Annotated in this window: 12 protein-coding genes; 8 read left to right on the top strand and 4 right to left on the bottom strand. The window is 43.3% G+C overall.

The features are described from left to right. Positions 1-53 precede the first annotated feature (53 nt). Entirely contained in the window at positions 54-251 is a 198-nt protein-coding gene (locus AB4507_RS01005) for a hypothetical protein (RefSeq protein ID WP_081230237.1), read from the top strand. Between the two features lie 10 nt (positions 252-261). Here AB4507_RS01005 and AB4507_RS01000 read toward each other — a convergent pair whose 3' ends face one another. After that, the gene (locus tag AB4507_RS01000) at positions 262-477 is read right to left on the bottom strand and encodes a hypothetical protein (RefSeq protein ID WP_081230236.1); all 216 of its coding nucleotides are present in this window, start codon (positions 475-477) and stop codon (positions 262-264) included. A 178-nt stretch (positions 478-655) separates the two neighbouring features. Here AB4507_RS01000 and AB4507_RS00995 point away from each other — a divergent pair, with 178 nt between their 5' ends. Then, the gene (locus tag AB4507_RS00995) at positions 656-1,369 is read left to right on the top strand and encodes a hypothetical protein (protein WP_136987018.1); all 714 of its coding nucleotides are present in this window, start codon (positions 656-658) and stop codon (positions 1,367-1,369) included. 48 nt (positions 1,370-1,417) lie between these two features. Here the strand turns inward: AB4507_RS00995 and AB4507_RS00990 are convergent, their stop codons facing one another. Both AB4507_RS00990 and AB4507_RS00985 read right to left on the bottom strand, forming a co-directional pair. Then, positions 1,418-1,936, bottom strand: a complete 519-nt coding sequence (locus AB4507_RS00990) for a hypothetical protein (protein ID WP_136987017.1) — start codon at positions 1,934-1,936, stop codon at positions 1,418-1,420. Between the two features lie 42 nt (positions 1,937-1,978). After that, the gene (locus AB4507_RS00985; protein ID WP_372182066.1) at positions 1,979-2,302 is read right to left on the bottom strand and encodes a hypothetical protein; all 324 of its coding nucleotides are present in this window, start codon (positions 2,300-2,302) and stop codon (positions 1,979-1,981) included. A 174-nt stretch (positions 2,303-2,476) separates the two neighbouring features. Between AB4507_RS00985 and AB4507_RS00980 the strand changes: the two genes are divergently transcribed. Genes AB4507_RS00980 through AB4507_RS00970 form a run of 3 tightly spaced genes read left to right on the top strand, consistent with a single transcriptional unit; the run spans position 2,477 to position 3,690 of the window. Beyond that, a complete protein-coding gene (locus AB4507_RS00980; protein WP_372182065.1) occupies positions 2,477-2,968 on the top strand; it encodes a hypothetical protein in 492 nt (163 codons plus the stop codon). 60 nt (positions 2,969-3,028) lie between these two features. Further along, on the top strand, positions 3,029-3,385 hold the full coding sequence (locus AB4507_RS00975) for a hypothetical protein (protein ID WP_372069106.1): 357 nt from the start codon (positions 3,029-3,031) through the stop codon (positions 3,383-3,385). A 47-nt stretch (positions 3,386-3,432) separates the two neighbouring features. Beyond that, positions 3,433-3,690 (top strand): hypothetical protein, encoded by a 258-nt coding sequence (locus AB4507_RS00970; protein WP_372182064.1) that lies wholly within the window; start codon positions 3,433-3,435, stop codon positions 3,688-3,690. A 212-nt stretch (positions 3,691-3,902) separates the two neighbouring features. On the opposite strand, the gene AB4507_RS00965 is transcribed toward AB4507_RS00970, so the two are convergent. Beyond that, a complete protein-coding gene (locus AB4507_RS00965) occupies positions 3,903-5,420 on the bottom strand; it encodes an ISNCY family transposase (protein WP_081324582.1) in 1,518 nt (505 codons plus the stop codon). Between the two features lie 312 nt (positions 5,421-5,732). Here AB4507_RS00965 and AB4507_RS00960 point away from each other — a divergent pair, with 312 nt between their 5' ends. From AB4507_RS00960 to AB4507_RS00950, 3 genes are read left to right on the top strand one after another with little or no spacing between them, the layout of a single operon-like run. Further along, entirely contained in the window at positions 5,733-8,603 is a 2,871-nt protein-coding gene (locus tag AB4507_RS00960) for an ATP-dependent helicase (RefSeq protein ID WP_372182063.1), read from the top strand. A gap of 40 nt (positions 8,604-8,643) precedes the next feature. Beyond that, positions 8,644-10,437, top strand: coding sequence for a site-specific DNA-methyltransferase (locus tag AB4507_RS00955; protein ID WP_372182062.1), 1,794 nt, complete (start codon positions 8,644-8,646; stop codon positions 10,435-10,437). Beyond that, complete coding sequence (locus AB4507_RS00950; RefSeq protein WP_372182061.1) at positions 10,430-13,117, top strand: type III restriction endonuclease; 2,688 nt, start codon at positions 10,430-10,432, stop codon at positions 13,115-13,117. The genes AB4507_RS00955 and AB4507_RS00950 overlap by 8 nt, the downstream gene beginning before the upstream one ends. Positions 13,118-13,169: the final 52 nt, after the last annotated feature.

The following is a 13,169-nucleotide window of genomic DNA, read 5'->3' as shown; positions in this document are numbered from 1 at the left end:
TGACGAGGGGACGTTACTATCAATAGACAGCGTTTCTGCCGAGGAGAAGAATCATGAATGAACGATATTTGGCTTTCAAACAATGGTGTCCAACTGGCACCAATTGGGAGTTCATGGCTTTTATTGCTAAACGAAAAGCGGAGTTTACGGGTCAACCGGCTTGCTCGGGGCATATCTCTGACCAGAGTGCATTTTCGGCGTATATCAAAGATTGGGTATCCGCTAATACCACCAGCAGCGCCCATTCTTAGATTCCTTTATCTAATGGGTTTCTTCATGTGTATGCGGTTTGTAGATTTCCGCTAATGATTTGGGACCTTTCTTTTTGGTCTTTTTGGTGGTGGCAGGGGAGTGGCTGTCGGTTTGTTGGATGGCTTTTTCGTGTTCTTTGGCAGCATCCGAGAACGCATTGCTTTTCATTGCGTTTTTTCGAAGTTTATTCAAGCGGTCGAGTTTTGCTTCAAATTCAGGCGTCATACTATATCTCGCTAGTTATGCACTAACTTTGTTATACGACGAAAACCATGACAGTTTAGCAATTTACCAGTCCATTTTGTTGAGTTGGGTAATTTCGTCTTTTGCTCTCGCTATTTGTCAATCTGTAAACTCAGTTAGATACAATGATGAGGGTATGGAACAACCGAAGAGGGTGAACATGGATCGTGTTATTCAAGAGCAAATCCAACAATATGCATTCAAACGCTTTCCCATTTTGTCAGGAAAGCCTCTCAAACCTCTTGCCATCGGAGCTGGTGCCGCTTTGCAAGAAACGTTGTGTCAATCGTTCAGTCAGGCAGACGTTTCTTTTTTTCTGGACCGTTTTTTCACCAGCAGAGAGTACAAGCTGGCGCTGATTAATTGCTATCAAGCTTGCTATACCCGGTATAACCTTGATGGTTCGCCCTCATCAACGACAGTGAATGAACATGAGTTATTGGGACTCGCAAGGCATGGTATTTTCAAAAACAAAAAGGGACTCACGGATAAGGCCGCTCAATTGGTCAATGAACAAAAGCGCTACGTCTTTGATCGAAGGAAACAACTGAAGGACAAGGTTCTGAGATTGAAGCAGTCGGGTTTTAGTGACCAATTCTTGTTAGACCGATTGGGTAAGCGCATTCAACCATACCTGAAGGTCAACTCCAAGGCTGGGCAATTTTATTCGGATAGCATGGTCAGTGAAGCGCGAATGATGAGGGAACGCACAGCTTCAATGACAGTGAAAGAAGTCAAAGTGTTTCAAAAATCACTGTATGACCAAGGTGTTCCCGTCTATTTAATACTGATGGCCACAAACCATTATGAACCAATGCTTTATGAGTTGGTGAGAGATGGCGAACCGGAAAGGAAGTTCCCACAAGTCGCCTAACTGAAAAAGAGCACACAATGGTGCTCTTTTTACATGGGAACAACCAAACTAATGAAAGGTTGGCGTTGCTTCTGCACGCATGTTCAGTAGTCTGAGAACCAATTTGTCGATCGCTCGTTTTTTCGTAAAACTGAGTTTTTCATACGGCTCAGTGTCAAACAAATCGCACATTAGACCGGATTGTCCGTTTTGGTTTACATCGTGTGTTTCGGTGACAAAGCCAGAGCCATCTTCTTTTCTTTGAATCGGCCAGAATGTGCATGTCTCGTCTACACGGTCATTGATCAAAAACACCATATACTCTTGTCGTGTAGGCGACATCGAAGGTTTGATGTCTGGGTTGGTACTCATCCAAGCTTCTAGAACGAACGTGTATTTGAGCACGTTGAGTTTACCCATAAGAACGCGCAGCGCCATGGTCATCTTTTCTTTGCTGTCTTGGTCTGAGATTGGGAACGAATAAATGCGTACTTTGCCATCAGCACATTCCAATACGATTGATGGATCAGCAGTACTTCTTGCCTTGAGTAGATCGTTAGCGACGATTTTTTGATTATTCATGTCCATTATTAGCCTCTCTTTGCCTTTCAGGAGTCTGTGTGATTTGTATCAGTCGTAAGTGATCTCGTAGTCACTGCCGTCTTGCCATGGCGTTTGAGTAATGATGTAGGCAACTCGGTTAACCCAATGCCATCCATTGACAATCACCCATTTACTGTCGATAGGCTCCCCCAGCTCATCTTCTTCTTCATCTACGTCAATCTCAATGATCGTCCAAACTCGACTGGCGTCGGTTTTTTTGATGGTTTCTAGGTCGTTGCCATAGGTTTCGAATGAGATGCATTTTTCATCAAGGAAGATGGCGCTACCCCCATTCTCATTGATGATTGGTTTAAAGGATTCCACCCAAGTTTCAAAAGTAAGGTTGTTCATGCTGCATCTCCGTGATTGCGGTTTAGAGATACTTTAGTGGATGAATGTAAGGGCTCCCCCCGTATTGGTTAGCACGGTAGATAGCGATTGACTTGCCACAGTGAGTGGGGGGAGGGGAGATAGGTCGAATCTATTCTTTAGCTGTCATCACACACAACAGATTGGAGAAATCTCATGGCAATGTTTTGGGGCAACAGTTGGTATCAAGTCATTCATGATGAGATCGCATATTGCGGCGTTCTAATGCTATCGAAGTACCCAAGTGCTGATGGTGGTTACGACAGTAAAGGCAATGAGGTTGTAGAAGTGATCATGCCTTCGTTACCTGAAAATTCAGGCTTTTCCTTCATTGAGCATAAAGACCAACGATCAGCGATGCTGGCCTGCAAAAGTCATATCTTAGATAAATCGAGATTGGATTTGCTTGCTCACTTATGGGTGGTCAATGACGCTCAATGTGATCTTGAAGAATATAAGGTTCAGCTGAAATCCGATCCTACCGAACTTCAGTATTGGGAATCGAAAATTGCCTCCAGCAAGAAAACCATTGAAGACTTTCAACTTAAAGCCAAGAACTTGAAGCAAATTCGTAAAAGTAAAATCAAGGAATTCCTCGAAAGCGAAATTGTGGACATCGCGACAAAGCACGCTCACGAACTGGCATAACCTAACTGGAACGGGACGTGGGCAGCACCCAGTCCCTAACGTTTTAAATTGGAGGTAGACATGAAACAACCGTACTTAGTCGTTACTCACGCAGAAGGTTTCGAACCAGAATCATACCTTGTTTATGCCACGGACGAAGACATGGCATGGGAAAGGCTCCTTCATTGGCTTGAAACCAAACAGTTACTTGATGGAACGACCGAGCAATACCTAGACCATTGCAAACTATTGGATGACATGCAAAGAACAGCAGTTGAAGCTCCGGATGAGGTGTGTCAGTTCGATGCTACATATGAAGCGCTGGATTTCGAGTTCTTAGAAGCATTCGCTCGTGATTCCCTGCCTGAAACGGAAGCCGCTGTTTTGTCGTCATTGATGGAAAAACTCAAAGCTGCTCATGAAGCTCGTTATTGCTAACGGACACCTTGTTCGATTCTTTCTCTTAACGCCTTGGAGATCATGACATGAAAGTTGATGTGTATCTGAACTTACATCGCTCCACCTATACGATGCGTGTGTATTCTATTCGGTCACGAGAGAAAGAGTCTTATGGAAAGGTGATTGGCTACTCTTCCTCAGTGTCATTGATTGACTGTGAGTTTGTCGTAAGCGAGAAGGGGCAAGCAAGGGTTAAACGCGAGCAATCGAAACTGGTGCATGCTGTTGTCGGTGAACAACAAAGATTGAAACTTTTCTGTTACGCAGAGCTGATTGCTACGTGACGCTATAGCAAAGATTTGACAATAAAGATCAAAACTCAATTTCACTCAATAGGCCAACTTAAAGCAAGAAGTAACAATAAAGTTAGAAACTTTTAGATGCTTTTTGTCGTAGTCTGTCTTTTGTTGTGATTACCGAGGGAGGTTGACGGTCTAAATACCGAAGGATTCTGTCGTTGCTTTATTCATAGTAGTCCACTATTGCAGATTAGTTTCTATTCGATAATTGATTCCTCGGCACGTGCCTCCCGTAACTCTCTTGTATTCAGCTTTTCTTCAAGCCAGATGTTCCTTACTGTTGAGTGACTAATCGAGATGTTAAAACGCTTTCTCATCTCACCACTTATCCTAATAGAGGTTAGGTGAGGCGATTTGAGTGTTAATGAGATGACGATATTTCGAGTCTTTTCATCGATGCGATTATTGTTGTGTGATTGACCATACAGACGTTTCAAAGCAAGTGGGCCATGGGCTTCAAGTAATTGACGGTTGTTGTGAATGCTTTTGACAGAACAACCGCTTTGTCGAGCCGCTTCTCTAACATTCCCTAACTCATTGGCAAGCTCTATAGCCTCGATCTTTTTCTGAACCTCTTCTCCGTATTCTTTCCTAGAGCTAGGCTCAGTAAGCTCTTTAATCGATAACTCTCGGTCGGCAAAATAAGCCGTAAAACCACCATCAAGTTGCTTACGTAGTTCGACTTGTTGACTCACGATAGAGTGCCGTAATGGGGAGGTAATTTGATACATTGCGTTGGCGTAGCTGAAGGTATGATCTCGACGGATTTTTCGATATTCTTTTTGAATACATATCGCGTCAATGTTGAGGTACTTCGGAACGGGTGTATGCTCAGAGCGCATTAATTTGGCGTTGACTGTGAGGGTCGTTGCCCAATACTCAGGGATGAAGGTATTTTGTAGGTAGTTATTTGCACTGATCATATCAGTAACCCCAGCCAGCCTTAACTCAGGGACTAGACGATCTTGGAACGTATCAAAAGCACGTTCGATGCGACCCTTGCCTTGAGGCGAATTGGCAAAAATAATTTCTATACCCAGCTCTTCACAGGCTCGTTGCATCTGGGAGAAGTGGCAACGTTTTGGTCCACCGAAGATGCCCGCTCTATCGACATAAAGAGTCTTAAAAAGCCCTTTTTTCTTGATATAAGTTTTCATTACTTTGAGGCACCCTTCGGTGGTTTCTGAAGGAAAAAACTCCGCATGAACCTCACTGGTTGCATCATCAATCATGGCGATAAGACAGGATTTTTTATCACCGAACCAAAGGTGCGGACTGCCGTCCATTTGCAGCATTAAGCCTTCGGCTTCCATACGCTCACGTCGTCTTCTTACCTTAGAACGTCGATGTTTGGCTCGTTTTACATGATGGATTTCATGTGCCCAGGTACGAAGCGTCTCCCGTTTTACTTTGATGCCTTCAAATACCTCTAACATATCGGCGAGATGAAGCATGTTAAAGTCGTAATACTTGGCCTTTATAAGAGCTTGAACTTGTTGCTTTAAGGTAATGGGGATTTTATTAGCGGGTGCCCTTCCTGTGTTGCCATGAACCACAAATCGGATACCATCAGAGCGATATCGCCTGAGATAACGTTCAATGGTTCTGCGAGACTTATTGAGGAGCTTAGAGGCATTAGTAATTGAGATTTTACCGAGAGCAACTTTTGCGATGATATCCACGGTAAGCTGAGATTGAGTATTCATAACGATCATCCTATACACCCCTGACTAATTCGTAGCACTAGTCAAAGGATTACGTAAAAATAGAGACCGTCAATTTCCCTCGGTAATTAAGCGAATGACAAAGTCGCTTGGTAGTTACGATACGACAGAATCGCTTGGTGATCACAGCTGCTGCACAAATTATTCTGAATCAAAAATGCCCCATTATTAGCTTCGAACTGCTCTATATTGAAAATATTAAGATGCATTTTTATGCAAAAGCATGCCTCACCGATATTACTTATACCGCTAATGCTATAAAATGGTTGATTAACTATTATTTGCATATGGTAAGGAAGTCCGGTGACAACATCGAACCCCTCACAGAAAAAAGCAATTCAACACCATCAAGGCCCTCTGCTGATCATCGCGGGCCCGGGGTCAGGTAAAACCTATACACTGGTAGAGCGCATCATGAATTTGATTGATGTATATGGTGCAAAGCCTGAACAGCTCTTAGTCGTGACGTTCACTGAAAAAGCAGCGCAAGAGTTGAAGACTCGAATTTCGAATCGACTCTTAGAGCGAGGTTCGCATTTCAACGTCAACGAAATGTACTTAGGCACTTTCCACTCTATATGCCTTCGTATTCTGGAAGAGTACCGCGAGTTTACACGTCTCAAGCGCAGCTTTGTGCTCATGGATCAATTCGACCAACAGTACTTCCTTTACCAAAATTTGCGTGAATTCAGCGAAATAGAAGGCATTGAATTCATTCAAGGTGAGAGTAAAATCCCGGCTTGGGCTAAATCTGAGAACTTATTGGGCTGGCTTAATAAGGCCTCAGAAGAAGTACTTGATATTGAACAACTGACTCAGTCAGATGACGTGGCGATTTCAGCTTTGGGTGCAGCCTACACGGCCTATCAAGAACTCTTGAAGAAACACAACTCTCTCGACTTCTCATGCATCCAGCTTGAGACTTTGGTGTTGCTGCAACAGTACCCTCAAGTACTTGAGGAGCTTACAACAAAGATCACCTACTTGATGGTCGATGAATACCAAGACACCAATACGATTCAGGAGCAACTTTTACAGCTTCTGATGGGAGCTAAGCGTAATTTATGTGTGGTTGGTGATGATGACCAAGCACTCTATCGCTTCCGAGGTGCTAGCGTTCGTAACATCCTGGAGTTTCCGGCTAAGTTTACTCTAGGTGAATGCGCGCAAGTTAAGCTATCCATCAACTACCGTTCTCATCCTGACATCGTAGGTTTTTATGATACCTATATGGGTGATAAGCCTTGGTTACGTGGCGGTGTTAACTACCGTTACAGTAAAACCATTGAAGCGCGTGATGATGGGTTTGATGCAGGGCCAACGGTTGTTAGTGCTATTACGCCAGAGGGTGATGACTGGCATGAAGATGTCTATCAAATGCTCATGCACCTAAAAAATGAAGGCAAGCTTACCGATTGGAACCAAGCAGCGTTTTTATTCCGCTCCGTAAAAGCGGATAAGGTAAGAGCGCTTGCGCAATCTCTTGAAGAAAAAGGGATTCCTGTATACTCACCACGCGCAAATCTGTTTTTTGAGCGAGAAGAAATTCGTCATTTAATTGGTGCATTACACATGGTATTTCCTATGGTGATGTTAGATCGCAAGAAAAAGATCCAAGAAGGCAAACGGCTACCGATCTGGGATTACTACGAACAACAATGCATCGCATCTTTTATTGAAAAACTGCGCCAACCGGAACAATCAGATTTACTTATGTGGTGTAAGCGCAAAGCTGCAGCGCACCATAACATGACAAAGAACGCGGAATCTGCTTTCCTTGGGTTGTTTTATGAGCTTCTTCAGTTTCCTTTGTTTTCGCATTTCTTAGAGCAAGAGAACGGACACGAACGTGCACAGCGTAACCTAGCTCAGATGAGCAGAATGCTTGGGAAATTCGAATATCTGCACCATATCAGTGTTTTGAGTCCAAAATACTTGCTGAGAAACCTAACGTCTTTATTCGATAACTTCTTGAAGTTTCTCTTCGAAGGTGGAATCGATGAGTATGAGGATATGTCTGAATACGCACCGTCTGGTTGTGTTTCGTTCTTGACCATTCACCAATCGAAAGGGTTGGAGTTTCCTATTGTATTCGTCGGTTCGCTCGAAGCAGTACCCAAAAAACAATACACTGACTTAGACGAAATCATCGAATACCAGTACATGGCCAAACCCCCGTTTGAGCCGTTAGAAGATACCAAGCACTTTGACTTCTGGCGCCTTTTTTATACGGCTTTCTCTCGCCCTCAGAACCTACTTGTTCTCACTGGCCAGGAGAAATCTGGTCACGGAAAAACGCCATCAAAGTACTTCACGGATTACACTTCAAAGCTCCCATATTGGCGAGATGTGAAGCACAAACTTGCTTCTATTGAGTTTGAGCAAGTTAAAGACGTAAACATCAAACACGAATACGCATTTACATCGCACATTACTTTGTTTGAGACCTGCGCAGAGCAATATCGCTTATTCAAGGAACTTGAATTTCAGCCGGTTAAAGCAAGCCCAATGCTATTCGGTACCTTGATTCACGAAACCTTGGAAGATGTGCACAAAGCAGCGCTTCGCGGGGAAGAAGATAAGATAACCAAGGAGAATATTGGGGAATGGCTCCAAGATAACTACCAAAATCTGGCTAACCGCGAGCGAATGTACTTAGGTGATTCAACCCTTGGTGCGGCGCTGCAACATGTGATGCGTTACGTGGATAGAAAGGGTAGCAATTGGGATGATATCAAAGAGACCGAAGTAGATATCTCATTGGTAAAAGATCGCTATGTGCTTACCGGCAGCGTAGACCTTATTAAAGGTGAGGGCGATACCGTCGAAATCATCGATTTTAAATCTGAGCGTAAGCCAAATATGGAAAAAGATAGAGAGCGCATTTTACACCATCAGCGTCAGCTTGAGGTATACGCGCATTTGGTAGAAGAAAACACCGGTTATAAAGTGAGTAAAATGCACCTTTACTTTACCGGTGAATCCGTAGGCTTACCGACCATCAGTTTCAACAAAAATACGGCGGTAATCGGCCAAACCATTGAACAGTTTGATAGTATTGTCGACAGAATAGAAAACAAAGATTTTTCGCTCAAGGCTCGACCAGATAAGACATGTGTTGACTGCAGTGCGCGTGGTTATTGTGACCGAAAGAATTGGAAATTTTGTGCTTAGTGGAAGCTAAGTGACATCAAAGAATAAAGAGAATAAGACTATGTCTAATGACCAGACCAACGTAGAAAACTACGAATTTGAGCCGATCAAAGGCTACCCGATGCTTAACTGGAAAGGTAAGCGTCCTTTCCGTTCTACTCAATATTTCCCTGCGCAATTGAAAGAAGTGTATGGCCAAGAGGACGATAACGGCTGGATTAACAAGATTTTCTGGGGGGATAACCTTCAGGTAATGAGTCACTTGTTAAAAGAGTTCCGCGGAAAAGTGGACTTAATTTACATTGATCCTCCATTTGACTCCAAAGCCGATTATAAGAAGACAATAAAGCTGAAAAGTAAGACCGTAACCAATGACTCGACTTCGTTTGAAGAAAAACAATACACTGATATTTGGTCAAATGATGAATACCTTCAGTTCATGTATGAACGTATTGTACTTCTTAAAGAATTATTATCACCTACAGGTACAATGTATCTTCACTGTGACTGGCGTATGTCTCATTATTTGCGCGGAATTATGGATGAGGTTTTCGGACCCTCGAATTGCCTTGGCGAAATCGCTTGGAAGCGCTCTCCTTTTGCTGGTAGTTCAAAAGCTAGAGCGAATAAATTCCCAGTTAACCATGACACGATAATGTACTACCGTAAAACGGGTGAGTATAAATTCAGTCATGATTACATGCCGTACTCAGAAGATTATCTAAAAAGGTTTAAGAATCCAGATCAAGATCCTAATGGCCCATATCGCGTCACTTCATTAAAAACGTATAGCCAAGAAACGTTTGAGAGACTAAAAAAAGATGGTCGTTTAATTGCCCCTAAGAAAGCTGGCGCAGGTTGGTCCTACAAACAGTACCTAAGCGATTCAAAAGGTGTGCAAGCCGACGACATGTGGGTTGATCTAAATTTAGATAACCCTATGTCTAATGTACGTACTGGGTATCCTACGCAAAAACCAGAATCATTACTCAAACGCATAATCAAATGCTCTACAGAACCCGGAGACCTTGTTTTTGATTGTTTTATGGGATCCGGTACAACCCAGTCTGTAGCCAATTCTTTAGGGCGTAGGTTTTTAGGTGCAGATATTAATTTAGGCTCGATTCAAACTACGACTAAAAGGCTAGGTCAATCCGGAGTAAACTTCGAAGTCTATAACGTCAATAATTATGATGTATTCCGTAACCCTATTCAGGCGAAAGATATTTTACTTGAAGCTTTAGAAATCCAAGCGCTTGGCTCTAATACGATCTACGATGGCGAAAAAGATGGCTACAAAGTCAAAATTATGCCCGTCAACCGTATAGCGACCAAAGAAGATCTGAACGACCTTATTCAAGGCTTCCCATATAAGAAATTTGAAGAGCGCAAAGAGGCGAATCCGAACCAACCGGTAGAAGAAATCATGCTGGTTTGTATGGGGCACGAGCCTGGACTAGGCGCAATTCTTGAGAATGAGTCCGGATATAAGATGAAAGTCGAAGTGGTCGATATTCTGCGTGATAAAGCTGACCTTACCTTTAAGTACGACTCTGAAGCGTCTATTGAAATTAAAGATGGAAAGTTAGTCATCGAAGCCTTCTACCCTCGTAACCTGCTACAAAAACTTAGCCAACAAAAAGACGACGTGAGTGAGTGGCGTGAAATGGTCGAATCTATCATGATCGACTGGAATTACGATGGTGCGGTAATGGAGCCTATCGTGATCGATATCCCAGCAAAAGATGAATTCGTTGCCGGCGAATACGAGATCCCTGAGGGTGCAAATAACATCAAGATTAAGATTACAGATTTACTCTCTGAATCTTATGAAGAGGTGATCGCGCATGGCTAAAAATGCCCAAGAGAACTTCGAACTCAACAATGCATTTTACGTGCACCTACATGAGTTCTATAAGATTCACCGCGGTACGGTTCGTAAGCATTATTCCCGTTTGAGTAAGGCTTTCTTGGACTTTAACGATTCATCTCGTCCTGGGAGCTTCTTGCGCACGCCGCAGTTCGAAGCACTAGAGATTTACGTTTTCTTGAAAGAGTTCTTGGATAACAAACCTGTTTACCAACTGTTTGAAGATTGGTACGGCAACAAAGGCCGCTTCGAAGAACGTGTCTCAGGTATTAGCGCGGTCGATGGCCAGCTGATGCAAGGAGATATGTTCTGGGAGATGTCTGCGAAGGACTACAAAGGTATCTTCAAGAAGATGAAGGCCAGCAACGGTGGCCGCCTTTACCCGAACTACATCTTCGCTTTGACGATGGGTACCGGTAAAACCATCTTGATGGCCACTTGTATTTTCTATGACTTTTTAGCTGGCAACAAAAAGAGCAAAGATGACCCTCGCTTTATTCAGAATGCGCTTATTTTTGCCCCAGATAAGACAGTGCTGCAGTCTTTACGTGAGATAGAGTCTTTTGACCACACCAAAGTCGTGCCGTCTGAATACATGCCAATTGTTGCGGAGTTTAAGTTTCATTACTTAGAAGATGCCGGTGTTTCACTTAACACCCTAGATGGCTCTAAGTTCAACATCATCGTATCGAACAGCCAGAAAATCATCTTGCGTCGCGATAACAAAGGCAAATCAACAGCGGATAAGTTGTTTAGTTCAGGCAAAGATGCTTACCAGGGAATGGGCAACGTTGTTGATGACATGATGGATGTCCTCGAACTTGATTCTGAAACGATGAATGTTGCACCAGAAGATGAAGCAGACCTCGTTACCAACCAACGTTTTGAGAAAATAAAACGTCTTCCTCAGCTCGGTATTTTTGTTGACGAAGCGCACCACGCGTTCGGAACTAAACTCGCTAAAGATATGGGTGTAAAAAACGACACCTCAACCAACTCTTTGCGCAAAACTATCGATGAACTGGCCATCAATCTAAAAGCGGCTGGGACTCGAGTTGTAGGGTGTTATAACTACACAGGTACTCCTTATGTTGGTAAAGATGTGCTTCCAGAGGTGGTTTATGCTTATGGCCTACGCAAAGCAATCGACAACAATTACCTGAAGCAGGTAAAGCTTCACAGCTTTACTCAAACTCGTCAGAAACAGTTTCTTGAGATAGCCATCGATAAATTCTTAGAAGGCGCAACAGAAGTTGGCCGCCCAGAAAATATGCTACCTAAAATGGCGATTTTTGGGACGACTATCGAAGAGATAAACGATGTTGTTCGCCCTGCTGTAGAAGAAATTTTAGCTGAGCGAGGTATCTCAACAGATCGTATTTTGGTTAACGTTGGTGATAAGAAACTCACGACCGATGATGACATTCGCGAATTTAATCGCCTAGACACACCGAGATCAGAAAAGCAGTTCATTTTGTTGGTAAACAAAGGCCGCGAAGGTTGGAACTGTCGTTCGCTATTTTCTGTAGCAATGTTCCGCGAACCGAAATCAAAAGTGTTCATACTCCAAGCGACTATGCGTTGTTTGCGCGCTATCGGTGATCGCCAACATACCGGCCAAGTTTTCTTGACCGATGAGAACATGAAGCTGCTAGATAAAGAGCTTCAAGCAAACTTCCGTATCTCAGCTGAAGAGATAAAAGACCCCGATCCGAACAAAGTTACGGTTCAGGTTAGAGTTGAGCAACCAAGCATAAAAATTCCTATTAAGCGCGTACGACGTCAGTTCAAGTTGATAGAGAAAGAAGACTTAGACAAAGGATATGAGCTTGGTCTTAAAGATGTGAATGTCGATAAATATCGCCTTATCCACTCAACTCAAGACGGAATGCTAATGCCTGATGATCTCGGCTCTGCAAAATCTCGAGTGCACAACGATATTTCCCATATCAAAGATCAGCGCACTTTTTCGAAGCTAACATTGGTTGCTGATATTGCGCGTTACCTCAACAAGCCATGTTTAGAGGTTGTGAAAATAGTCGGGGGTACCGCTGAGGGCTTCGAAGGCATCTTGAAGATGGTTAACGAGTTCAACGAGGTGCTTTACGACGAGGTCATCCCACGCTTGTTTAAAGTAATTTATGATATCGAAGCTGAGAGCATTACCGAAGAGTTCGAAGTAGACCTGGTAAACGAACCACCTATTGATGTGGGCTATTACCCTGTAACGGTCGCGAAGGACAAGATCATTAGCAAGTCGAGTAGCGAATCAAACCCTAATGTTGGCAAAAGTTTCCATCTTGATAACTACTGCTTCGATTCAAACCCTGAGAGAGACTTCTTCTGGAGCATGTTGCACGAAGAGAAAGTCGATAAGATCTGGTTTACCGGTATGTTAACGCATGGTCAGAGCGACTTTGTTATCCATTACGTGGATAGCGATACACAACGAGTGCGAAGCTACTACCCAGACTTCTTAATCAAGAAGCAAGATGGCTCTTATGTGATGGTCGAAGTTAAAGGCGAACATATGATTGATTCTCAGAACGTAAGAGACAAGAAAGATGCGGCTGATTTGATGGGCGTAGCTTCTGGTATTGGCTACGAAATCATTGCAGGTAAAGCAGCAGAAAGTGGTTTATATGGACGATCATTCCTGAACTAAAAGACTACGGAGGCTATTTAGATGCACTAAATAGCCTTTTTAATGGTGCGCC

This window comes from Vibrio sp. 10N.222.54.A3, from assembly GCF_041474095.1.
Taxonomy (GTDB): Bacteria; Pseudomonadota; Gammaproteobacteria; order Enterobacterales; family Vibrionaceae; genus Vibrio; species Vibrio crassostreae_C.
The sequence above is the reverse complement of the archived record's forward strand: the minus strand, read 5'-3'. Positions and strand labels throughout refer to the sequence as shown.